20 protein-coding genes and 1 pseudogene are annotated in these 23,877 nt (G+C 55.6%); 11 read left to right on the forward strand and 10 right to left on the reverse strand.

Annotated features, from left to right (window positions below):
• Nucleotides 1–224: 224 nt before the first annotated feature.
• On the forward strand, nt 225–698 hold the full coding sequence (locus EPD59_RS18025) for a c-type cytochrome (protein WP_133274003.1): 474 nt from the start codon (nt 225–227) through the stop codon (nt 696–698).
• Nucleotides 699–758: 60 nt separating this feature from the next.
• Here EPD59_RS18025 and EPD59_RS18030 read toward each other — a convergent pair.
• Nucleotides 759–1,261, reverse strand: a pseudogene (locus EPD59_RS18030) (DinB family protein).
• A 107-nt stretch (nt 1,262–1,368) separates the two neighbouring features.
• On the opposite strand from EPD59_RS18030, the gene EPD59_RS18035 reads away from it, so the two are divergent.
• Both EPD59_RS18035 and EPD59_RS18040 read left to right on the forward strand, forming a co-directional pair.
• Nucleotides 1,369–2,598, forward strand: a complete 1,230-nt coding sequence (locus EPD59_RS18035; RefSeq protein WP_133274004.1) for a pyridoxal phosphate-dependent aminotransferase — start codon at nt 1,369–1,371, stop codon at nt 2,596–2,598.
• Between the two features lie 84 nt (nt 2,599–2,682).
• Entirely contained in the window at nt 2,683–2,979 is a 297-nt protein-coding gene (locus tag EPD59_RS18040) for a DUF3817 domain-containing protein (RefSeq protein WP_133274005.1), read from the forward strand.
• A 466-nt stretch (nt 2,980–3,445) separates the two neighbouring features.
• Here the strand turns inward: EPD59_RS18040 and EPD59_RS18045 are convergent, their stop codons facing one another.
• The 7 genes from EPD59_RS18045 to EPD59_RS18075 all read right to left on the reverse strand — a co-directional run bounded on the left by EPD59_RS18045 (nt 3,446) and on the right by EPD59_RS18075 (nt 12,961).
• Nucleotides 3,446–4,489: an NAD(P)-dependent alcohol dehydrogenase gene (locus EPD59_RS18045; RefSeq protein ID WP_133274006.1), complete on the reverse strand. Its 1,044-nt coding sequence runs from the start codon at nt 4,487–4,489 to the stop codon at nt 3,446–3,448.
• A 142-nt stretch (nt 4,490–4,631) separates the two neighbouring features.
• Nucleotides 4,632–5,291, reverse strand: a complete 660-nt coding sequence (locus EPD59_RS18050) for a DUF1990 domain-containing protein (protein WP_133274007.1) — start codon at nt 5,289–5,291, stop codon at nt 4,632–4,634.
• Nucleotides 5,281–5,850 carry a DUF1990 family protein gene (locus EPD59_RS18055; protein ID WP_133274008.1) on the reverse strand — a complete coding sequence of 190 codons (570 nt, stop codon included), beginning with the start codon at nt 5,848–5,850 and terminating at the stop codon, nt 5,281–5,283. Before EPD59_RS18055 ends, EPD59_RS18050 begins: the two co-directional genes overlap by 11 nt.
• Nucleotides 5,851–6,037: 187 nt before the next feature.
• Nucleotides 6,038–7,648, reverse strand: a complete 1,611-nt coding sequence (locus EPD59_RS18060; RefSeq protein ID WP_133274009.1) for a RagB/SusD family nutrient uptake outer membrane protein — start codon at nt 7,646–7,648, stop codon at nt 6,038–6,040.
• Nucleotides 7,649–7,667: 19 nt separating this feature from the next.
• On the reverse strand, nt 7,668–11,060 hold the full coding sequence (locus EPD59_RS18065) for a TonB-dependent receptor (RefSeq protein WP_133274010.1): 3,393 nt from the start codon (nt 11,058–11,060) through the stop codon (nt 7,668–7,670).
• A gap of 97 nt (nt 11,061–11,157) precedes the next feature.
• Complete coding sequence (locus tag EPD59_RS18070; protein WP_133274011.1) at nt 11,158–12,219, reverse strand: FecR family protein; 1,062 nt, start codon at nt 12,217–12,219, stop codon at nt 11,158–11,160.
• A gap of 142 nt (nt 12,220–12,361) precedes the next feature.
• Entirely contained in the window at nt 12,362–12,961 is a 600-nt protein-coding gene (locus EPD59_RS18075) for an RNA polymerase sigma-70 factor (RefSeq protein WP_165963654.1), read from the reverse strand.
• A 241-nt stretch (nt 12,962–13,202) separates the two neighbouring features.
• On the opposite strand from EPD59_RS18075, the gene nfi reads away from it, so the two are divergent.
• A complete protein-coding gene (gene nfi / locus EPD59_RS18080; protein WP_133274013.1) occupies nt 13,203–13,880 on the forward strand; it encodes a deoxyribonuclease V in 678 nt (225 codons plus the stop codon).
• 156 nt (nt 13,881–14,036) lie between these two features.
• Here nfi and EPD59_RS18085 read toward each other — a convergent pair whose 3' ends face one another.
• Nucleotides 14,037–14,984 (reverse strand): glutamate--tRNA ligase family protein, encoded by a 948-nt coding sequence (locus tag EPD59_RS18085; RefSeq protein ID WP_133274014.1) that lies wholly within the window; start codon nt 14,982–14,984, stop codon nt 14,037–14,039.
• Nucleotides 14,985–15,083: 99 nt separating this feature from the next.
• Between EPD59_RS18085 and EPD59_RS23845 the strand changes: the two genes are divergently transcribed.
• The 5 genes from EPD59_RS23845 (at nt 15,084) to EPD59_RS18105 (ending at nt 20,891) form a co-directional block, all read left to right on the forward strand.
• Nucleotides 15,084–15,566, forward strand: a complete 483-nt coding sequence (locus tag EPD59_RS23845) for an MBL fold metallo-hydrolase (RefSeq protein WP_317128393.1) — start codon at nt 15,084–15,086, stop codon at nt 15,564–15,566.
• Nucleotides 15,461–16,135 carry an MBL fold metallo-hydrolase gene (locus EPD59_RS23850; RefSeq protein WP_317128394.1) on the forward strand — a complete coding sequence of 225 codons (675 nt, stop codon included), beginning with the start codon at nt 15,461–15,463 and terminating at the stop codon, nt 16,133–16,135. Before EPD59_RS23845 ends, EPD59_RS23850 begins: the two co-directional genes overlap by 106 nt.
• A 110-nt stretch (nt 16,136–16,245) precedes the next feature.
• Complete coding sequence (locus EPD59_RS23855; RefSeq protein WP_133274015.1) at nt 16,246–17,748, forward strand: OmpA family protein; 1,503 nt, start codon at nt 16,246–16,248, stop codon at nt 17,746–17,748.
• Between the two features lie 404 nt (nt 17,749–18,152).
• A complete protein-coding gene (locus EPD59_RS18100; RefSeq protein ID WP_133274016.1) occupies nt 18,153–19,400 on the forward strand; it encodes an efflux RND transporter periplasmic adaptor subunit in 1,248 nt (415 codons plus the stop codon).
• 6 nt (nt 19,401–19,406) lie between these two features.
• Entirely contained in the window at nt 19,407–20,891 is a 1,485-nt protein-coding gene (locus tag EPD59_RS18105) for a TolC family protein (protein WP_240731483.1), read from the forward strand.
• A gap of 117 nt (nt 20,892–21,008) precedes the next feature.
• Here the strand turns inward: EPD59_RS18105 and EPD59_RS18110 are convergent, their stop codons facing one another.
• Entirely contained in the window at nt 21,009–21,404 is a 396-nt protein-coding gene (locus tag EPD59_RS18110; protein ID WP_133274017.1) for a YybH family protein, read from the reverse strand.
• Between the two features lie 409 nt (nt 21,405–21,813).
• Between EPD59_RS18110 and EPD59_RS18115 the strand changes: the two genes are divergently transcribed.
• Together EPD59_RS18115 and EPD59_RS18120 are read left to right on the forward strand one after the other, a co-directional pair.
• A complete protein-coding gene (locus EPD59_RS18115) occupies nt 21,814–22,482 on the forward strand; it encodes an ABC transporter ATP-binding protein (RefSeq protein ID WP_133274749.1) in 669 nt (222 codons plus the stop codon).
• A 137-nt stretch (nt 22,483–22,619) separates the two neighbouring features.
• Entirely contained in the window at nt 22,620–23,867 is a 1,248-nt protein-coding gene (locus tag EPD59_RS18120; protein ID WP_133274018.1) for an ABC transporter permease, read from the forward strand.
• Nucleotides 23,868–23,877: the final 10 nt, after the last annotated feature.

Below are 23,877 nucleotides of genomic sequence, written 5' to 3' on the forward strand. Positions count from 1 at the left end.
TCTAAAAGCCGCAGCGAAGTCATAACATTCTAGCCGAATGAGGAGTAAGACGAGCGCAAACCAGAAGGTTTTTTCATGAGGTAAGCGAAAGGCAGACAGCGCTGAAAATTGATTGTTTGAGCACTTTCTTTCCTTTAAGCATTGTTACTACAGACTCAAAATTGAGTTTTTGACATAAGAGCAGAAATTACAATGATTGTTTACGCTAAAAGATAAGCTCTTTGATGAAGCAGATATTGCTCGTTGTGTGCGCGCTGACCTGGGGTAGCCATTCGGCCTTTGCTCAACAAAAAACGCCCCCCAAAACTAAATCAACCACTAAAAGCGCCTCCACTACCGCTGCCAAACCAGCCGCTGTGTCTGCCACTACGCTTGCGGCAGGCAAAGCGGTGTATGTGCAGAACTGCCTGACCTGCCATCTGGCCGATGGCGGCGGCGTAGACCGGATGAACCCTCCTCTAAACCAAACAACTTGGGTACTTGGCGATAAAGCCCGATTGGTGAAAGTGGTACTCAACGGTATGGAAGGCGAGGACATCGACGGCGAATCATACGCCAACATAATGCCTGCCTTCGACGCTCTCACCGACAAGCAGATTGCTGATTTACTGACGTATGTACGCAATAGCTTCGGCAACAAAGCCACTGCTATATCCGCGGCTGAAGTGAAAGCAATTCGGGCCACGAATAAGAAGTAAACGCTCGCGTACAAGGCAAACTCGGCCGTCGTTGCTCCTTGGCAGCGGCGGCCAGTTTATTTAGTATGCCTCAGCGGCATGCTTTAGCACCCGAGCTGTCACGGAAAGCTGCCCCACGTGGCGCATGGTGTGCTCGGCAGCGTGCACGAGCAAACCCAACACCGTAGATGGCAGCATGGCCCGCCCGACGCCCCGCGGCTCCGTTAGGGTGGCTTCGTCGGTGATGCGGAGCTGAGCAAGCGCTTGCTCTACCTGATTCTGGAAAACATCTACTAGCTCGGCTACTAAACAGCCCTCTGGGGGCATTTTCCTTCCAAAGCCAGCATCTCCAATTGCTCAGGTGTGAGTTGCTGGCCTCTGGCGTATGTGAAAATGCGGTCGAGCACGCCGGTGAGGTGCTGGAGGTGAAAACCGACCGAAGCCACACCCGCCGGCTTCTCCCAAAGTAGTGTTTCGGGGAAGCCGTGCAGCAGCTTGGTTACCTCTTCGCGGGCTTGGAGCAGGGCATGGGCGACGGGCTGGAGCAGAGGCGGCACATCGGGCAGCGGACCGCGCAGCCACACTTCCCGGGTATCGGTGGGGGCATTTTAGTTGATCTGAAGTGACAGGTAATAGATAGGAAGTTAGGCAAGATACTGGGGCAATTCTACTTACGGCCGTATCTTTGGGTATGTTGGAAGTATCGAAGCGAGGCCACGCTATGCCCGTGTCGCCTTTTAGGAAGTTGTTGCCCCACGCCGAAGCGGCCCGCAAACGCGGCCTTCAGGTGCATCACTTAAATATCGGGCAGCCTGATATAGAGACGCCTCCCGCAGTGCTCGAGGCAGTACAGAAAGCCAATATCCGGGTGCTGGAGTACAGCGCCAGTGCCGGCCACGAGAGCTACCGCCAGAAGCTGGCCGCCTATTACCAGCGCGCCGGCATCCACGTGACGGCCGACGAAATTCTGGTGACGGCGGGTGGCTCGGAGGCTATTCTGTTTGCCATGCTGAGCTGCCTGAACCCGGGCGACGAGATTATTATGTCGGAGCCTTTCTATGGCGCTTACACGGCCTTTACCGTTGCCGCCGGGGTGAATATCGTGCCCGTATTGGCGCACATCGAGAATGGTTTTGCGCTGCCACCGATTGATGAATTCGAACGGGTAATCACCCCGCGCACCAAGGCAATTCTAATTTGCAACCCGAACAATCCAACGGGCCATGTATATCGGCGCGAGGAGTTGGAACAGCTGCGCGACATTTGCCTGCGCCACCACCTATACTTGTTTTCCGACGAAGCCTACCGCGAGTTCTGTTACGATTCGCCCTACGTGAGTGCCTTGCACCTGGATGGCGTAGACGAGCATGTGGTCTTGCTAGATACTATTTCGAAGCGCTACAGTGCTTGCGGAGCTCGTTTGGGAGCTTTCGTTACCAAAAACAAGGCCCTGTATGCTGTTGCCTTGAAGTTTGCGCAGATGCGGATAAGTCCGCCCGGCTTGGCGCAACTACTCGGCGAAGCTGCCACCGATTTGCCCCCCACCTACTTCGATGCTACCAAAACGGAGTATCTGGCCCGACGCGACTTCATGGTGAGCCGCTTGCTAGCTATGCCCGGCGTAGAGTGCCCCATGCCAGGAGGAGCATTTTACGTCATGGCTCGTTTGCCCATCGACGACTGCCAGGTTTTTGGGCAATGGCTGCTGGAGTCATTTTCGTATGAAAATCAAACGGTGATGATTACGCCCGCCGCAGGCTTTTATGCCACCCCAGGCCGCGGCCGTGACGAAGTACGCCTTGCTTACGTGCTCAACCTCGATACGCTGAATGCCGCATTGACCTGTCTGGAAAAAGCATTGCTAGCTTATCCAGGAAGAACCCAACCGCAAACGCCTGCTTTGGAAGTGGCTACCCTGTAATTTTTGCAGCTGAGCTGAGCTTGCTGCACTGTCATTTAGTTGGCCTTCCTCCTTTATTTTTGCCCCCCAGACACATCATTTTCTATGCTCGCTTTACTTTCTTCTACCCTTGGTCGCCTGCGCATCGTTGGCTTTTTGGAGGGGCTTTCGTTTCTCGTTTTACTCGGCATTGCGATGCCGCTAAAGTACATAGCTGGCTGGCCTGAAGCCGTGCGCATGGTGGGCATGGCCCACGGGTTGCTGTTCGTGCTGTATGTGCTGCTGGTAATTATGGCGACCATCGAATTGGACTGGTCTTTCAAAAAGGCTGTGTTGGCTTTTCTGGCTTCCCTTGTTCCATTCGGCACTTTTTACGCTGATAAAAAGCTATTTCGAGAGTAAAGACTATTTGCCCTTATCTAAAAACGCAAAAGGCCTCCTAGCTATGCTGCTAGGAGGCCTTTTTCAGTTAATATTCGTTCGTTTTACAACTTACAAAGAGGTATTAGCCGAGCGAAAAGAACCTGTTTTGCCATTCAGTAACCGTTGGCTAAGACCAGTACTTGACTGCCAATCCTGCGAAAGCTGTGAGCATAAAGAGCAACAATGCGAAGCGGTTAGCCCGCTTTCGCTGTTTCGGCGACTGGCTGCATTCTTCTGTGAAGATGGGAAAAGCATAAATCATGACGTTTTAAATGGGTTGAGTGAGAGATGCAGGTGATGAATCGCTTAGATGAGCAGCGCATTACAAACCGGCTACCACAACTGCGAAACGAAATGCAGTAACCTCAACCTGTCGCTTTCCTACTAGCCAAAGAAAAAGGGTCGTCATTGCTGACGACCCTTTTTCTTCACTGAAGCTGCAATTTTACAGCGTAACCATATCAATTACGAAACGATACTTCACGTCGCTTTTTACCATGCGGTCGTAGGCTTCGTTAATCTGATCGATGGGAATGATTTCCACGTCCGACATAATGTTGTGCTCGGCGCAGAAGTCAAGCATTTCTTGGGTTTCCTGAATGCCCCCGATGAGCGAGCCAGCCAGGCGGCGACGCTTGCTGATGAGGTTAAAGGCATGAACCTGGGGCGCTTCTGGCGGCACGCCGAGCAGTACCATAGTACCATCGAGGCGTAGCGTAGCCAGGTAGAGATTCAGGTCGAGGGGCGCGGAAACGGTGTTGATGATGATGTCGAAGTAGTTCTGGACTTCTTTCATAGCTTCCTTGTCCTTAGTCACCACGAATTTGTGAGCGCCCAGAGCCTTCGCATCCGCTTCCTTGTTAGGCGAAGTGCTGAGTACCGTTACTTCGGCGCCCATCGCGGCGGCCAGCTTCACGGCCATGTGGCCCAGGCCACCGAGGCCCATTACGCCTACCCGGTCGCCTTGCTTCACGTTCCACTGGCGCAGCGGCGAGTACGTAGTGATACCAGCGCACAACAGCGGCGCTACGCGCGCTAAATCAAGCTTATCCGATACACGCAGCACGAAGTTTTCATCAACCACTACTTGGTTGGAATAGCCGCCATATGTTGGCTCCTGGGTTTTGTACTCGCGGCCGTTGTAAGTGCCTACGAAGCCAACTTCGCAGTATTGCTCCAACTGCTGCTCACAGCTTGAACATGTACGGCAGGAGTCAACCATACAGCCGACGCCAGCTAGGTCGCCGGTTTTAAACTTTTTGACATGGTCGCCGACTTGCGTTACGCGACCCACAATTTCGTGACCGGGTACCATTGGGAAGATGGAGCCGCCCCACTCGTCGCGAACCTGGTGCACGTCGGAGTGACATACGCCACAGAACAAAATCTCTATTTGCACATCGTGCGGGCCTACTTCGCGGCGCTCAAAGTTGAAGGGAGTCAGGGGCGCGTTGGCCGTCTCGGCCGCGTAGCCTTTTACTTGGGTCATGGTCTTGGTTTTGGAGAGTTCTAAAAAGAGCGAAATTCAATAACTCACTGCGGGGCGGGAAGTTTAGCAACTCAACTGCCCACTTTGGTTTAAACGGGCTTTTGCCTTAGTTATCAACAGGTTATAAACAAATTGTGGATAGCTAGTTAGCGAGCTGCGCTGTAGCCAGTTTTTCTTCCACTTGTTCACGCATCCGTCGCATAGACTCCCGCGCAAAGCGCCGCTGTAGCATGCGCCCGAACAGTTTAAAGCCCAGCCAATAAAACGGGTTGCGAATGCGACCTAGCTGCGAGTACGCATGAATACGAAACTCAACCCGGCCGGTTTGCAAATGCTTGTGCACGGTGAAATTAATTTCTCCACGTTCGAAATGGCCTTCCAGCGTCCGGTAGTTGTAGCCCCACACCTGCTCCGAACCAGTATCGGTAGTCCGGGTTTCGTCAAAAACGCCCCCCACGCGCACTCCAAACCAGAAAGTGAAGCCCAGAAACTGTCCGCGCAGCAGCAGCGTGCGCTTTTCCAGGGGCGCGTCGGGTACGAAGATGCCGGTAATCAGGTCGGGCGGCGGGAAGGTATAGTTGAGCAGCACTTGGCGCGCAGCAGCCCAGGAGCCGTGCTCGGCGGGCGGACCGGGCGCTTCGGGGGGCAAATCGGTGGCGTAATCATCGACGTGCCAGCCTGTGGCGGTGGTGTACTCCTGGGCACGCTCGGGGTCAAAGTTATATTTGGCCTCATTGAACGAAGCCAAGCGGGCGCGGTGTACTTCCCAAAGTGGCGGCGCAGTCGTGGTTTCAGGCCTCATGGCGCACGTCAGTTTTGGTATCGTCCTGCTTTATGGTTTCCACGGCCACTGGGCCCAACGGCAAGCCACCGCAATACTCGGCCACCCGCTCACAGAATGTACGCCAAGTCTGCTCCTGCACCTGTTTGCCAATGCCGAGTGTATCGTAGGTAAACGCCACCAGTCCGTCGCGGGAGCGCGCCCAGGAATGAATCTCAAATTGCAGGGTATCGGGCAAGTGCGGGTGCTGACGCAGCGAAAACCGGATTCGGCCCGCCTCGGGGTGGTTTTCGAGAGTCACCAGCTCAAAGAAATCCGAGCCCATTTCCGAGACGCGCACGCTGCCGTTCCAAGGCCCCAGAATGCGAATTTTAAATTCGTCGCCCACAGCTAAGCAATGATCCTGGCCTTTCGTTTTCTCAAAATCGGCTAGTAAATCGGGCGAGAATTGCTCCATCTCGCAGGTGATGGTGTGAAATAGCTCGTCGGCCGACAAGTTGGAGTGCTGGAAAGAAACCTGGTAGCAGCGCTCAAAAAAGGGTCCGGAGCCCGTACTGGCTGGTTGTTCGGCTTTGCTCATGGGAGGTTGGGTCTAAGGCATCCGTAGAGTTTCCTTAACGCAGGTGGGCGGGCAGAGTTGAGGTGCAGGGGGCAAGCGCCGGAATCTAAATCAACTTACCTAAAAAAGCCCCCAGAAATGTTCTGGGGGCTTTTTTAATCACTTCGCTCTACTACTCAGATAATCCTCTTGGGTAACGAGCCAAAGGCTAGTAGCCTGGGTTTTGCGGTACCTTCCAGCTTTGGGCATCATTCAAGGAAATGGGCAGCAGTGGAAAAGGATTCACGGAGGTTTCGGTAGCCACGTGCGACATGGCCCGTGCGCGCACTTCGGGCGGCAGGCTGCTCATGTAGCGGCCCGTCCGAATCAGGTCCCACAGGCGCAACGATTCCTCGCCAAACTCCACCCGGCGCTCGTGCCAGATGGCATTCAGCAACGCCTGGCCCGAAAGGCCAGCGGCTAGGTCGGGCAGGGTGCCGGCTGGCGCGTTGGTGGGGTCGTAGGTGAGGGTGCCCAAGCGGGTGCCCGGCGGCCGGGTAGAAACGCGCGCCCGCTGCCGCACCTGATTGACGAGGGCTACAGCTTCGGCGGGCCGGTTGAGTTGGGCAGCGGCTTCGGCTTTCATCAACAAAATGTCGGCGTAGCGCAGCTTACGAATGTTCTGGGGGCCCGACTCGGGGGCATTGGGGGCGATGATGGCCGCCTTGCGGTTGAAATAACCTGTAGCATTCTGCGTGAGGTCGACGGGGTTGAGGATACCCAGCACGATATCGTTGTTCTTGATAATCGTGACTTCGCGGCGGGGGTCGTTGGGCTCAAACTCGTCCACCAGGCTCTGCGTGGGGTTATTGAACCCGTAGCCAAACGTCCGGCGGTTGTTCTGAAAGATATTGCTGGTCGTACCCACCGAAATGGGGCCGTAGCCGTCGTTGGAGGTGGCAAACTGAATCTCGAACAGCGACTCACTGCTATTCTCGCCAATCTCCTGGTGAATAGCCGCGTAGTTGGCTAACAGGCTGTACTGGTTGGAGCTAATGACACCGCTCGTGATGTCGTACACTTCCTGCCAGGTGTGGTTGTTGCCATTAACAGTGCCCAACTGGTACATGATGACGCGGGCCAAGTAGCCGTTTGCAGCGCCTTTGGTAGCACGGCCCAGGTCGGCGGCGGCGTAGGCGCTTTTTTCCGGCAGCAAGGAAGCGGCTTCCTTCAAGTCCTTTTCAATGAAGGCGTAGGTCTGGGCGATGGTGGCCCGGGTTACGTTGGGTGCTTCCGTCGGGGTTGGGGTTTTGTCGAACAGTGGCACGCCCCCGAAGCCTTTCACCAAGTTGAAGTAGAAATACGCGCGCAGAAACAGAGCTTCGCCCCGCAGGCGCGATTTCAAGGCCGCATCGATGGTACCCGCGTCGATGTTGTTAATCACCGTATTAGCCCGCGCAATACCCGTAAAGCTGTGCACCCACAGGGTGGTAACGGGCGGATTGGATGGCGGAATGTTCCAGGTTTTAAGCTCAATTAAGGAAAGGAAGTCGCTGGGCGAGCTGCCCCCTTTTTCAGCATCATCGGTCATTAAGTCGCCAAACATCCATTCGTAGGTCTGGGCCACGTACTGGCCGCTGGGGTCGCCCCATTTGGGGCCCTGGTCCCAGGCGGCTACGTCGTACACGGCATTGATGGCCTGCACGGCATTGGTTGGGTCTTTGAAAAGATTATCCTGAGTAGTGGTGCCGAGGGGTTCTTTATCCAAGAAGCTCTCGCAGCCAGAAGACAGGATGGTAGTCAGTAGCAGGCCGAGCAAAGCGGCGCGAGTGGATTTCATAGAGGTAGGAAATGACTAATTAGAACTGCACGTTGAAGCCCAGGCGGTAGGTGCGGGCCTGAGGATAGTTGCCGTAGTCGACGCCGTACGCCAGGGGGTTGTTGTAAAAGGCCGACGTTGAAATTTCGGGGTCGTAGCCGGTGTAGTCGGTGATGGTAAACACGTTGTCAACCGAGACAAATAGCCGGGCACCTTTCACCTGCACTTTATCCAAGAAAGCTTGGGGTAGCATGTAGCCCAGCTCCATGTTGCGGGCGCGCAGGTAGCTGGCGTCTTCCACATAGCGGCTGCTCAGACGGTCGTTGCCGTTGGTGTCGGTCGAGGTGACGCGGGGCTGGTTGCTGTTGGGGTTGCTGGGCGTCCAGCGGTCCATGCGGCTCGCGTAGAAGTTGCTCCACACGCCCACAAAGTCAGCCGACTTATTGAGGTTAAAGCCCGCACCGTTCAGCGCTTCAGCCCCCTGCACACCGTAGAGCAATATCTTGAAATCGAAGCCCGAGTAGCTCAGGTTCAGCGAGCCACCGTAGCTGAAGTCGGGGGTGCCGCTGCCCAGGTAGGTGTTGTCGGCAGCCGTAATCACGCCGTCGCCATTGGTGTCCTGGTAGCGCACGTCGCCGGGTAGGGCCCCCGGCTGCACCAGCGCCCCATCGGCGTTTCTATACGCGTCAATCTCAGCCTGATTATTAAATACGCCATCGGCCTGTAAGCCGTAGAAGTAGGCTATTTCGCGGCCCACGCCGGTGAGGGTAGTGTTGCCGATTTGCGTCAGCACGTTGCCGCTGGCAATGGGGTTGCCGCCGCCCAGGCTGGTCACTTCGTTGTTTATTTTAGTGAAGTTAACCCCTACGTTGTACTGCAACTTGCCTATCTCGTTGCGGTAGTTCAGAGCCAACTCCAAGCCGCGGTTGCGCAGAGCGCCCACGTTGGCGCTGGCGGGAGCCTGCCCTACGTAGTCGGGCACGGGCAGCAGGGCAATCATGTCGCGGGTGCGGCGCTCAAAGTAGTCAGCTGTTATGCTCAACTGATTGTTAAACAGTTCGGCATCGATGCCCACGTCGGTAGTGACAGCCGTTTCCCACTTCAGGTCCGGATTGTTGATCTGGCTGATAGCCAATCCCGGTGCAGCCACGCCATTGAAGGAGTAAGTTTGGTTGTTGGTTGCCACCGAGGCGTAGCCGTAGTTGGGGGCGGCGTTTTGGTTGCCCACTTGGCCGTAGCTGGCCCGCAGCTTCAGCACCGATACGTAGCTGACACCTTTCAGGAAGTTCTCGTTGGAGATGTTCCAAGCGGCGCCCACCGATGGGAACGTACCCGTCCGCACCGGCCCGAGAAACTTCGAGGTTTGATCGAAGCGCAGCGTACCCGTCACGAGGTACCGGTCGCGGAAGTTATAGTTGGCCCGGCCGAAGTAGGACAGCAAGCCGCCGTCGTACTGGGAGCTGCGCACCACGTTGCCGGTACTACGCGAGGCCGAAGCGTATTGCAGGGAAGCATCGGCCGGCACATTGAAGGCCGTGATGGAGATGCCATTACCGTAGCCCCGTTGGGCCTCCTGTCCGAGGGTAGCCGAGAAGGAGCTATTGTCGGCGAATTCTTTGGTGTAGTTGGCGTAGTTCGACCACACCCACGAGATATTCTCGTTGCGCGTTTCGATGAGCGCGCTCTGGGCCCGCTGGTCTACCGGTCCGATGTAGTACTGTGGCTGGTATACTTTGGGGTGGTTGTTGAAGTAATTGATGCCAAACGTGGAGCGGAACGACAGCCCCTTGAGCAGCTCAATATCAATATAGCTGCTGCTGAACAAGTTATTGTTCTGCGCCTTATTGAACTTCTGCTCGTCGAGGTAGCGTGGCACGTTCAGCGCATTGCGCGTGATGACGTCGTCGTTGTAAGTCCCGTTGGGGCCGAACGGGTTGAGAACCGGGTTCGTTTGCAGGGCGTATTGCAGCACCAGATAAGGCTGCGAGCCACCCTGACCGTCGCCGGCACCCGTTTGGTTGTTGTTGGTAAACGTAGCCGCTACGCCCGCCTTGATGCGCTTAGTGAGCACGATGTCGTCATTCACCCGAATCACGAACTTTTTGAAGCCCGAATTCTTGATGATGCCGTCTTGCTGAAAATAGCTGCCGCTTATCAGGTAGCGGTTTTGCTCGGTGCCGCCCGAGGCCGACAAGCTGTAGTTGGTAATCAAGCCCTTCTGCGTTACCAGATCCTGGTAGTCAATGCCTTCAGCATTGGTAGCAATGGCCTCCTGCAGTTGTGGACCGTAATCCGGTAGTGCCTTCCCGGCGTTGGCGAAGGCCTCCGTTACGAGCGTGGAATACTCGGCGGCGGTGGTAAGGGGCAGAGTCCGCCGAATCTGCTGGAAGCCCGTGTAGCCTGAAAAGTTAAACTGCGTCTTGCCTGCCTTACCGTGTTTGGTAGTGATAATTACCACGCCATTTGCCCCCCGCGAGCCATAGATGGCCGTGGCCGAAGCGTCCTTTAAAATCTCGGTCGATTCGATATCAGCGGGCAGCAGAAAGCCGATGTCACTTGTTTGGATACCGTCCACCACGTACAGTGGGTCGCTGTTGTTGATGGTACCTACGCCCCGCACCCGAATGCGGGTGCCGGAGCCCGGCTGTCCGCTGTTAGAGGTTACTTCCACACCCGCCACGCGGCCTTGCAACGATTGTACGGGGTCAGAGGTAGCTACTTGCGTGAGTTGGGCTCCGCTCACCGAGGCCACGGAGCCAGTCAGGTCGCTCTTACGGGCCGTACCGTAGCCGATTACAACTACTTCGCTTAGCGCCTGCGTGTCTTCGGCCAGAGTAACTGTCAGGCTGCTGGTGGCGCCGGTTACGGGAATTTCTTGGCGACTGTAGCCTACGTAGCTGAATACCAGCACGCTGTTCTCGGGAGCTTGTAAGGTAAAGCTGCCATCGGCGGCGGTGCCGGTACCAGTAGTAGTGCCCTTCACCACGACGGTTACGCCCGGCAAGCCACCCCCATTAGCATCCACTACCCGACCAGAAACAGTGACGTCTGCCGATACTGAAACGTTTGCGGTAGGTGACCCAGAAGGAACCCGCAGTACCACGCGGTTATTATTCACCTCGTATTGAATCTTGAGTGGCGCCAGAATTTCGTCCACAATAACGGATACAGGTTTATCCTGGGCCTGAATACTTACTTTGCGTCCGGCATTCAGGAGTTGCTGACTGTACACAAAACGAATATCAGCCTGCTTGGCAATCTGATGAAGTGTTTCAGTAATCGTTTGCGCCTCTACTTGTAAAGTAATCTTGCGGTCCAGAGCGGCCTGAGCTAATGCCGGGCGCGCCGAGGCGGTGCCAGCCAGTAAGCAAAGGAGGAGCATGTGCACCGCAGCCGCCCGAAAGGGCGGAAGAAAGTGTAATAGCTTTTTCATAGAATGAATGTAGTGGTGGTAAGTAATGGGGAAGGAAAGCGGCAATCTTTATTCAACTATCTTTTGATCAGGCACTTTTGATGCGTCTACCTGATGCTTACCCGTAGAAATTAGCCCCCAGCGGTTGCTGGCAGCCCTTGCTATGCAGGATAATCTGCGCGTCCGATAGGCTGTAGTAGGCATCCAGCGACTTACATAGGAGGCCCAGCTTTTCGAATAAGGGTTCCTCGTAGAAGGTGATGCTGACGGTGCAGCCAGCTAGGATTTCCTTGTCGTACACGATGTCAACCCCGTAGGCCTTTTCCAGCGCTTCTAACACTTCCGTCACGGGGCGCTCTTCAAACTCGAATGACTGGGGCGCCAGCACAACTGGCTTATCCACCAACTCTTTTTTCAGTCGCTGGCTGGACGCGGAATACACCACCTGCTGATTGGGCAGCAGCAACACGCTCGGAGCAGACGCCAAGGCCGAAGCCGTATCGGAAGCAGTTGGTTTGCGGGCCTGCACAGCTACTTTTCCTTCGCGCACGGCCACGGAAGCCACTTTGCTGTCGGCGTAGGCTTTTACTCGGAAGCTAGTTCCCAGCACGGTAGTCACCACTTGGCGGGTGAAAACCAGAAAGGGACGAGCGGGATTTTTGCTGACTTTGAAGAAAGCTTCACCTTGGAGATAAACCTGGCGCTTGGGGCCCGCAAAAGCAGTGGAATACCGCAAACTGCTACCCGGATGCAGCTCGATCCGACTCATATCCGGCAGCTGAAACTCCTGTACTTGCTGCGTATTGTTCTGGTGACGAGTCCAGCCATCTGCTGTTGCAACCATCTGCTGAGGCTGACGCACCTGAGACTTGGTAAACATCAGCAAGAGGCCTAAGCTGAGCGCAAACAATACCAGCGCTGCCGCCCATTGTACCAGCGGCTTTTGCCAAAAAGTGGCCGGATGCGGCACTACGCGGGTTTCGGAATTCGTGTTGGTCCTGGTGTGCTGGAGGCGCTGCCAAATGGCATCTTCCACCTCCTCCTGATTCTGGCTTAGCAGCATGCCGCCCTGCGCCTCATCTAGGCGGTTGTACCAGTGCTCTACCAACACTTTCTCGGCCGGCGTGCAGCGGTCGTCGAGGTAGCGTTGGAGCAACGCTTGAAATTCGTCTTCAGTCACTGGGAAAGGGGGTTTAGCGGGCTTCTACTTAACAAGTCAACTAACTTGCCTGTAGCCCTAAACTCACCCTGACATTTTTTATAAAAACAGTAGCAATTTGCCCCCCGCCAGCTTTTATATAGCTGGCATCATGTGCTTTACCTTATTTCAGAAAAGCAATAAAAGACAGCGTAAGCATCAGGAAATCGCGCAGATAGCTCCGCAGTAGCTTCAGCGACTTGGTCAGGTGGTATTCCACCGACTTCTCGGACAGGTTTACCCGCGCCGAAATTTCGGGCACAGTGCAGTGCTCTAGGCGGCTGAGCTCAAATATCTGCCGGGATTTTTCGGGCAGGTTTTCAACGCCAGCCATCAGCGCAGCGCTCAGGTCACTGATAGCCAAGGAGTTTTCAGTGTTATCAGTGCTGACCGAAGTATGAAGCTGGCAATAAAACTCGTAGCCTGACTTCAGCTTTTGCGATTTTATATAGTTGATAATCCTGTACCGGATTGCCGAAAACAAGTATTGATCGAGCTGCTGAATTTGAATGGTGGCGCGACGGCCCCAAAGGTCGGCCAGCAGATCCTGCACTAGCTCTTCCGCTTCTTCCCGCTGCTTAAGTTTCCGATACGCCACGGTGAACAGCCGGAAGCAATAACGCTTATAGATTTCCTCGAACGCGCCCTCGTCATCTGCTCGCAAAGCTTGCAGCAGATCGGCTTCTGTATAAGAGGCATACAAGCGAGCAGAAAAGGACTTCACAGAAATAAAAGGGGATAAACGGCTAAGCGGATTGTAAATATACTGCTCGACAATAGGTTGTTCACTGATACCGAAACATCCTGCCACAACAGCCTAACCAATCAACGCATCAATTGATTAGGCAAGCGCCCACGATTTAGCTCGATGGTAGACAAAAAATTCAAGCCGAGTAGCTTTCGTTAGCTTTTCCAGCGGCCACCCGTACAAGGGAAATTTGCCCCCCAACCCACACTCCCACCCTATGTACCGACCCTACCACCCGCCCGCCGACCCCATTGTAGTCCGCGACCTGACCCTACAGCAGGAGGAAATGCGCACCCGCGTGCGCCTGGAGCCCTTGGTCGCCGAGCCCACGTTCATTGCTGGCTGCGACTCCTCGTTTCCGACCCCCGAAACCATTCTGTCGGTGTTTGTGCTGCTGCGCTACCCGTCGCTGGAGCTGGTGGAAAAGGTATATAACGTGGGGCCCGTAACGGTGCCGTACGTGCCCGGCTTTCTGGCCTTTCGCGAAGCGCCGAACCTGTTGGAAGCCTACAAAAAGCTCCACCAAAAGCCTGACGTAATAATGGTGGATGGCCACGGCATTGCTCACAAGCGCCGCATGGGGATTGCTGCCCACCTTGGTGTGCTGCTCGATATGCCCGCTTTTGGCGTAGCCAAAAGCCTTCTCACCGGTCGTTACGAAGAGCCCGCCCCCATTGCGGGCAGCCTGTCGCCGCTGCTCGATAAAGGCGAAGTAATTGGCGAAGTGTTGCGCACGAAAGACAAAGTGCTGCCCGTATTTGTCAGCCCCGGTCACCGCTGCGACCAAGCCACTGCTACGCGCCTGGCCAAAGCCTGCACCCGCGGCTATAAATTACCTGAGCCAACACGCTTAGCTGACCATTGGGCAGAGCAGTTCAAAAAGGAGATTCGCTGAGTTCCTCTAATAGTTAAGGCGGTCATGCAGAGCGCAGCGAAGCATCTCGCGTGCTGACGCTGGATTACTAATCCTGGTAAACACGCGAGATGCTTCGCTGCGCTCTACATGACCGCCTTGTTTAAATTACAACCCAATCTATGGGTCTGCATTTAGCTACTTTTTGTTCTTTATTTCGAACTCAGCAAACGCTTGCTGCAAAGTGTCTAACGATTCGCCAGCCGCATCTGGCAGAGCCAGCAACTCCGCTACGGCGGCGTAGACCGCTCGCGGTGAGTGGCTAGCGCCTAAGATTCCGCGGTCCAGGGGCTGCTGTTGCGACTTGGATAATTTTTGCCCCCCAGTACCGGAAAGCAGGGCATGATGGATGAACTGCGTGTGCGCAAAGTGGGCTGTAGTGGACAATTGTGAAGCTAAAAAAAGCTGTGCGGCAGTGCTCGGCAATAGGTCCTCGCCCCGGACAATAAGCGTAGTACCGAGGCGCTGATCATCGACTAAAGAAGCCACCTGATAAGCCGGTAGCCCGTCTTTTTTACGCACGACAAAGTCACCCATCGTAGCCGCCAAATCTACCTGTAAAGGACCGCGCCACCCATCGACGATAGCAACCGGAGTGGCCGCCGGTACGCGCACGCGCCAGGCGGCGCCAGGCGTAGCGAATGTAGCATGGCAGCTTCGGCAGCCGCTTTCATCAACAGAAGGAGAACCGGGGGGCAAATTACTGGTGCGCGAGCACGTACAGGCATAAATTAACCCCGGCTTCGTGCGCAGATCATCGAGCAGCGCCTGGTAGTCAGCCAGATAATGGAGTTGCGAATAGTGCTCTTCGAATTCCTTTGAATTGCGGGGGCCGGTGTCATAATCCAGGCCAAGCCAACGGATGGTCTCAAAGATGTTTTCCAGATACGCCGGGCGCAGGCGGGCGCGGTCGAGGTCGTCGATACGCAGGTGCAGCGTGCCGCCGGCCCGGCGCACGAGCAGCCACGTGAGCACAAAATTGACCGCGTTGCCTAGGTGCAAATACCCACTGGGCGTAGGAGCCAAACGACTGCGCACAAAACCAAGGGAAACCACATCAGCCATGTTGGGGGGCAAATTACGCACCGCGGGCTATTTGAACGGCTAGCCAAGATCAGGACTCTGGGCAAAGCCAAAACCTTTGACGAGCTAGCCGGTAAAACGAGGAGCTTTTTTCCCTGCCATATGCTGCGTCGCTCCTTATTCTGGGCTCTGGGCCTACTTGTATTGCTGGCCGCGGGTGGCCTTGTGGTAGGTTGCTCCATCTCCGCTCCCAAATACCGGGGCTCCGTTTCCGACCACTTCAATGGCGAGACTTTCGTAAACGCTGGCGGCGTAAAGGCGCAGGAAGGCATGGGCCCTTTGCTGAAATGGATGCTCAACCGCGACAAAGGCGAGTGGCCTGAGCAGTCCAATTTGCCCCCCGGACCCAAGCCGCCCACCCGCGTAGGCCGCGGTGAGGTACGCGTCACATTCGTCAATCATGGCACTTTTCTGCTACAGTTTGATAGCCTGAATGTGCTGACCGACCCCATCTGGAGTGAGCGTACCAGCCCCTACCAGTGGATTGGTCCCAAGCGCCTGCGCCCACCAGGGTTGCGCTTCGACGATTTGCCCCCATCGATGCCATCGTCATCAGCCACAACCACTACGACCACCTCGATGTAAGTACCCTGCGCCGCCTGGCCGCCCGCGACCAGCCGCGTATCTTCGTTGGGTTGGGCATCAAGGCCTTTTTAGATGAGGAGAAAATAGGCAACGTAACTGAGCTAGATTGGTGGCAAGCTTTGCCGCTCAGTTCCTCAGTAAAGCTCACTGCCGTGCCTGCCCAGCACTTTTCTGGCCGGGGCCTGCGCGACCGCGACGCGACTTTGTGGGCCGGTTGGGTCTTGGGCACTAGCCGCGGCAACCTCTATTATGCCGGCGACACGGGTTATGGGGCGTTTTTCAAAGAAATAGGTCAGCGGCTGGGGCCTATTGAGTTAGCTATTCTGCCCATTGGCGCTTATCGGCCCGAGTGGTTTATGGCCCCCATTCACATCTCGCCCGCCCAAGCAGTGCAGGCCCACCAAGATTTGCGCGCTCGGCTCAGTATCGCCACTCACTTCGGCACCTTTCAGCTTGCCGATGATGGGTTGACCGAGCCTGTTACTGACTTGCGAAAAGCCCTACGCGCCCAGAATCTGGCCGACAGCGTGTTTCTGGTATTGCCGGAAGGCGCCGGCTGGACCCTGTAGTCAAGTATTTTGTGAGCTAAGCTCAACAATTACGGAGATTGGAAACCCAATATCAGAATTGATAGTATATAGCCTTAATTCAATAATGCTCTCCTTTTGAACCTTACTCTGTGAGATTACTCCCTACTTTATCCAAATTACTGCTTTCGGGCGCAGCACTGTTCGCAGCATCCCCCGAGGGTCACGCTCAAAGCGCGGACCGCAAGACCGGCATTAGCCTTTACGGCAGCACCCTGCAATACCACGGCGACCTAGGCTCGGAGTGGTTCAAGTCCAACAAGATCGAGTACGGGGGCGGTATCACCCTGTCCCGCTACCTCACCCCGGGCATCGACCTGGGCTTGTCGGCCAACTACGGGGACATGAAGTTCTCCACCAAGGACCCGTTGCGGCTGCCCATCCGCCGCTTCGACGCGAACGTGACCACGATTGGGGTACCCATCAAGTTCAAGCTCAACAACGGCTGGGCCCTAAAGGAGGACGCCGTGTTTGCCCCCTACCTGAGCCTGGCGCCGGGGTTGATGATTGCCTCCTCGGATAAGTTCATCAACACGGGTGTCGGCGGGGAAACCTTCCAAGGCAACAAAGACCACTACGCCGCTTACCTGCACGGGGCAGCCGGTATCGCCCTGAACTTCTCGCCCTCCTTCGGCATCTTCGTGCAGACGGGCCAGATCTATGCCACTACCAACACAATTGATAACGTAGACGAAGGGGATCTGAATGACCGCTACCTCCAGCACTCGGCCGGTATTACGGTGAATATGGGCAGAGCGAAAGATGAAGATGGCGACGGCATTGCCGACCGCAAGGATAAGTGCCCCGCCACTCCAGCCGGCGTAGCCGTAGATGCCAATGGCTGCCCTATTGATGGCGACGGCGACGGCGTACCGGATTACCAGGATAAATGTCCGGCTGAAAAAGGCCTGGCTGCCCTCGAAGGCTGCCCCGACCGTGATGGCGATGGCGTGCGCGACGCCGACGACAAGTGCCCGGATACAGCTGGCAAAGCCGAGTTGCAAGGCTGCCCCGATGCCGACAATGATGGTGTAACCGACGCCAACGACAAGTGCCCTGACACGCCTGCCAATGTAAAAGTAGACGCCACTGGCTGCCCTGTTGACTCAGATGGCGATGGTGTGCCCGACTTCCAAGATCGTTGCCCCAACTCAGCGGGTCCAGCGTCGAACAGAGGCTGTCCAGAGATTAAAGTCGAAACCAAGAAGCGCTTGGAGGCTGCCACCAAGTTCATCCAGTTTGAGTTGAACAAGGCCGTTCTCAAGCCAACTTCTTATCCTACACTCGAAGATTTAGTGAAGGTGCTCAATGAGTATCCTGACTATATCCTGAGCATTGCCGGCCACACGGACAGCCAAGGTAGCGATGCTTACAACCTGAAGCTTTCCGACGACCGCGCTGCCGCTGCCCGCACCTACATGCTGACAAAAGGTATTCCCGCGGAGCGGATTGAATCACGTGGCTACGGTGAAAGCAAGCCTATCACCACCAATGCCACCGCCGCCGGCCGCGCCCTCAACCGTCGCGTCGAGTTCGACCTCGTTTTGCCACAAGAGGCTAACGAAACGCCCAAGCCTGAAGGCGAGCAGAAATAAGCCCCCCAGGCAATAGAAATTGCGCAAAAAGCGGCAAGCCACACGGCTTGCCGCTTTTTTGTTGCCCGAACATCAACATCCCCTCCTCAGATGAGGAGGAGATGTTGTCGCGAAGTGGCAACTGGGGTGGTTGAGGTCGTTGTTTAGTTGTTTGGCTGGGCAATTGACTACATAATCTCAGCAACGACAAGACGCAAAGTATTGCGTCTCTACATTGTTCTGATTAGTACTGTACACATCCGTTCATTGCAATTTTCAATACCGAACACTCTGTCCAATAATGGACACCTTATCAACTGCTTACCACTTCCTGATTTCCATTAAATTATTCATTATTAGATAGTTAATCCGTTGGCATAGGGCTTGGCTACTTAGATAGAAAACCACCTCATTTCTATCTAAAAATGGACAGAGCTATTTCTCCCGCCACAAAAAGCAAGCGCCGTCGCCGTACCTGGCTGCTAGCCGGACTCGTGGTGCTGGGAGTGGTGGTGGTGCTGGTTGCCTTTCGGGGAGTACTGAAGCCGAGCATCAACCGCCACGATATTCTCACGACCAAAGTCGAAATAGGTGATGTAGAGGCGGCACTAACGGCCACTGGCTTCGTGATTCCGGGACGCGAGGCCGTGATTACCAGTCCTATTCAATCGACGGTGCGCCGGGTAGTGGTGCCGGTGGGCAGCGCGATACAACCGGGCCAGACAATTCTGGAGCTAGACAAGGAATTGACCAGCAGCGAACTAGCCAAGCTACAGGATGGGCAGCTGCAAAACCGCAACAAGAGTACCCAGCTCAACCTAACGATGGAGCGCACCCTGAACGACCTGCAAAGTCAGGCCCAGGTGCAGCAGGTCAAGATTCGGAGCCAGGAATCGACGCTCCGCGACGAAGAGCATTTGCTGAAAATAGGGAGCGGCACAGCCGAAAGCGTGCGGCAGGCTGAGCTAAATCTGCACCTAGCCAAGCTGGAGCTAAAGCGCCTCCAAGATCAGATTCGCAATCAGCGCCAGGCCAACGCGGCCGATACCCGCGAGTTGGGCTTCACCATGCAGATTCAGGACCGCAACATCACGGAGCTAGCCCGCAAGTTAGGCCAGGCCGACATCAGCGCCCAGCAGCCCGGCGTGCTGACGTGGGTGAATGAAGACATTGGTGCCACTGTGAACCAGGGCGACGTGCTGGCCCGCGTAGCCGACCTGAGCAGCTTTCGGGTGCGCGCCACCATTGCCGATGCTTACGCCGAGGCACTGCACGTGGGCGACCCCATAGTTGTGAGGGTAAACGACACGGACCTGCGCGGCAGCATCAGCGCCGTGAGCCCGGCCGTGGATAAGGGCGCAGTAACGTTTTATGCCAAGCTTGATGACGACCACCATCCCTTGCTGCGCTCCAACCTGCGCGTGGATGTGTATGTGGTAACCAAAGCGCATACGAAGGTGCTGCGCGTCAAAAACGGCCCTTTCTACCAAGGTGGTACTGAGCAGGCAGTGTTTGTGGTGCGAGGCGATAAAGCCGAGCGCCGCACGGTAACCTTCGGCGACAGCAATTTCGACTTCGTGCAGGTAACCAACGGCCTGCAACCCGGCGACGAGATTATTCTGACCGATATGAAGGATCGTGAAGAAACCCGTGAGCTAACCATCAAGCAATAACGCGCCATGCTACGCTCAAAAATGCCCCCCAGAGCCCTACGTAACGGTCTGCGCGCCGTTAGCGTTGCCTTATTGCTTGCCGTTGCTCCTGCCGCCCACGCCCAGCAACAGCTTAGCCTTCCTCAGGTAATTGAGCTGGCTCTTGATCAATCGGCCGTAGCCCAGCAGGCTCAGACGAGCCGCGAAACTAGCTACTGGCGCTGGCGCACCTACCGCGCGGCCTACATGCCCCAGCTGTCGTTGCAGGGCACTGTTCCCGATTTCAGCCGGGTAATTGCCCCCGTTATTCAGCCCGACGGCACCACCGACTTTCGGGCCGTACGCATCAACAACTCCAACCTGGCCGTGACAATGAGCCAGAACATTGGGCTCACTGGGGGGCAAATTTTCGTCAGCTCCGATGTGCAGCGCTTCGATGACTTCGACCGCAAGCAGCGGCGCTACAACACTACGCCCGCCATCATTGGACTCAGCCAACCTATCGGCGGCTACAACCGGCTGTATTGGGCGCGCCGCATCGAGCCCCTGCGCTATGAAGAATCGCAGCGGCAGTTTGTGGCCCAGCGCGAAAACATTGCCCAGCGCATAGCAGAGCTATATTTTGACGTATTGCAGCAGCAGGTAAACGCCGAAGTAGCGGGCCAGAACGTGCGCGCAAATGAGGAAATGCTGCGCATGGGCAAGGAGCGCTACCAGCTTGGCCGGCTGTCGCAGAACGACCTGTTGCAGCTCGAAGTAAACCTGCTCACGGCCCGGCGCAATCAGGGCCAGGCCGTGCTGGATGCCCAGAATGCGGCCCTGGAGTTGCAAAACTACACCAGCATTGGCGGCACCACCGTTTCCTTGCAAGTTCCTCCGGCCCCGGCTCTGCTCGCGGTAGCGCCGGATAAAGCGCTGAACTTGGCCCGCCAACACCGCAGCGAGATGCTGACCTTTCAGCGTCAGCTGCTGCAAGCCGACAGCAGCGTGGCGGGGGCCAAAGGCACCACTGGTCTGCAAGCCAGCCTGACCGCTAATCTGGGCTACGTAAACCGCGCCGACCGTTTCCTCGACAGCTACCAAGATCCCCTGAACCAGCAGCAGGTACGGCTGGCCTTCTCAATGCCGCTTGTGGATTGGGGCCGGCAGAAATCTATTATCAAAACCGCCGAGCTGACGCGCCAGCAGGTGCAGCGCAACGTGCAGCAAAGCCAGGCCACCTTCGAGCAAACGGTGCTGACGCAAGCTGCCCAACTAAGTACTTTAAGTGAGCAGCTGGCCCTGGCCGCTCGCGCCGATACGCTGGCCCAGCGCCGCTACGATATTGCCCGCGCCACCTACCAGGTAGGCCGCTATAGCCTCACTGATCTGAATATTGCCTTGTCGGAGAAAGATCAGGCTAAGCGCGCCTATATCGTGGCGCTGCGGGCGGGTTGGGTAGCCTACTACCGCTTGCGGGCCCTTACGCTTTATGACTTTGAGCGGCAGCGCCCCTTAGTCGAGAACCCGTAATGAGGTAGTTAGCTCCGAGTAAGCCCCTACGGGGTGGGGATGGCCTGAAAAGCTATTGGTTTTCAGGCCATCCCCACCCCGTAGGGGCTTATTTTATCTAATTAATAACAGGTTGTTCTATTGATTGGCCGCGGGCAGGTTAGTGTTCCAGATGTCCTGGTGAAGTCGCCATTGCCCCTCTTGCTCCTTCCACACCACGAGGTATTTGCCCTCATCCATCTGCTGCCCATCGGCACCAAACAGTGTGTAAGTCCCCAGTTCAATGGCCGTATCCTCTAGCTCTTCCACTTCTCGGGTTTTCAGCTTTACTTTCTTGACACCCATATCTATGGCCCCTTGCCAAAAAGCCTGCACACCAGCTACGCCTTGAATTGGCTCCATACCTGTTGGAAGCAGACTGCCATCAGGAGTATATAGGGCAGCTATAGCAGCGGCATCGCCCCGCTCAAAACCCGATTCAAACATGTCATTAGCACGCCGAATTTCGGCGCCGATACTGGTGGTAGTAGGCATAAGGGTGAGATTTGGGTGAACCTGAATTATAAGTAATATATAAACTAATCTAAATAAAAAACAATGTGTAGCGATACTTATCCATCTGCTGAAGAGCATTAATGCACAACTGCTTGCCAGAAGCGCACACGCCTCACCTCATATCCGAACACCTTGTCCATTTCTGGACACTATTTATAAAATCGTGACGCTTACTAATTCATATAAAATATTGGTAAACAATATTTTATGCTATTGGCATAGCGCTTGGCTAATAAGATAAGAACCGGCCCTCCAATGCCTCATAACCGGACAGTAAGTCCCGATTCTATATCATCTCCGCTACACTTCACCTGCTTTTGCCATGATCTCCACTGCCACACAGCCTCGTCCTGCTTCACCTTCGTCCACTTTTTCTACCGCGCCGCCCATGATTAAGCTCACCGACATTGAGAAAGTATACCAGACCAAAACCATCGAAACGGTGGCGCTGAACCGCGTGAATTTGAGCATCAATAAGGGTGAGTTCGTGTCGGTGATGGGACCGTCGGGCTGCGGTAAATCCACGCTGCTGAGCATCATCGGGCTGCTCGATGAGCCTACGGGGGGCATTTTAGAGTTGGATGGACGTCCCGTGAAGTCGTACTCCGATAAGGAATTGGCGCATCTGCGCAATCAGAAAATCGGCTTCGTCTTTCAGAGCTATCATCTGATCAACGACCTCTCGGTGCTCGACAACGTGGAGTTGCCCTTGCTCTACCGCGCCGGCGTGGGGGGCAAAGAGCGGCGCCAACGGGCCCACGAAGCCCTCGACAAAGTAGGTTTGAGTGCCCGCACTACGCACTTTCCCAGCCAGCTTTCCGGTGGTCAGCGCCAGCGCGTAGCCATCGCCCGGGCCCTAGCGGGCCGCCCCGAAATCATCCTGGCCGACGAGCCTACCGGCAACCTTGACTCGGTGATGGGCGAGGAAATTATGGACTTGCTGCTGACGCTGAATCGGGAGGAAGGCACCACCATCGTGATGGTAACCCACGACGAGCATCAGGCGCTTAAAACGGAGCGGTTAATCCGCTTTTTCGACGGCAGCCAGGTGCAATAAATCAATTAAGAATAAGCCATAACGTCATGCAGAGCGCAGCGAAGCATCTCGCTCGCGGTAGTAAGATTAGTACTCTTAGTAAACACGCGAGATGCTTCGCTGCGCTCTGCATGACCGCCTAATAACATTCTAAACCCATGCTTCTTTCCTATCTAAAAATCGCCTGGAAGGTCTTGCTACGGCGCAAGTTTTTCACCTTTATCAGCCTGTTCGGTATCAGCTTTACGCTGATGGTGTTGCTGGTGATTGTAGCCATGTCCGACCACATTCAGGGCGCCCACGCCCCGGAGTCGCGCATTAAGCGCCTCGCGTTTATCACGTTTATAAGCCAGGGCTTTGCGGATGGGGGGCAAATGAATACCCCGCCCAGTCCCTACTTTCTGGAAAAGTATGTGCGTTCGATGAAGACGCCCGAGAAAATAACTTTTTACTCGATGTTTAACTCCACGCCCAGCTACGTGGGCAACAAGAAGCTGGAGCTCGACTTAAAGTTTACCGACAACGTGTTCTGGGATGTGTTCGATTTCCACTTCCTCGACGGCAAGCCCTACAACGCCAACGATCTGCGCGATGCCAACCGGGTAGTAGTTATTTCGGAAACCACGGCCCGCGAATACTTCGGCACGGCCGAGGGCGTAGTGGGCCGCATGATTGAAGTAGATCAGACCAAGTTTCGGGTGATGGGCGTGGTGAGCGACGTGCCAGTGATGCGCTTCAACTCCTACGCCGAGGTGTGGGCCCCCATGACCACCACCAAGGCCGACATTCGCGACCCTGCTCTGGCGGGCGAGTATTTCGCGGCGCTGCTGGCCCCGGAAGGCACCGACCTGGCAACTATCGACGCGGAGTATCAGCAGGTGCTGAAGGGCGTGGTCAATCCTAACCCCGATATCAAGTCTCTGTACTCCCACGCTGACGGCCTGCTGGCCACGTTTACACGTCAATTTCTGGGGGAGGGCGAGTCGGAATCATCCAAAATCACGGTATTCTATTTTATCATCTTTGGTCTGGCTTTGCTGTTCATGACGTTGCCGGCGCTGAACCTGGTGAACATTAACCTGAGTCGGATCATGGATCGCAGCTCGGAAATAGGCGTGCGCAAAGCATTTGGAGCTACCAGTAATACCCTGGTGGGGCAATTTCTGATTGAGAATATCTTCCTTACGCTGCTGGGCGGACTGCTCGGGCTGCTGCTAGCGTACGTCGCCTTACACTTTATCAGCGACTCCAACTTTATTCCTTACGCCCAATTCACTTTGAATCTACGGGTGTTTGCCTGGGCTCTGCTGGCGGTAGTGTTTTTCGGGGTGCTGTCGGGGGTGTATCCGGCCTTCAAAATGTCGAGAGTACAGCCCATTCAAGCCCTGAAAGGCGGCACCAACTAATCGTATTTTC

The sequence above is a fragment of the Hymenobacter radiodurans genome, assembly GCF_004355185.1.
Taxonomy (GTDB): domain Bacteria; phylum Bacteroidota; class Bacteroidia; order Cytophagales; family Hymenobacteraceae; genus Hymenobacter; species Hymenobacter radiodurans.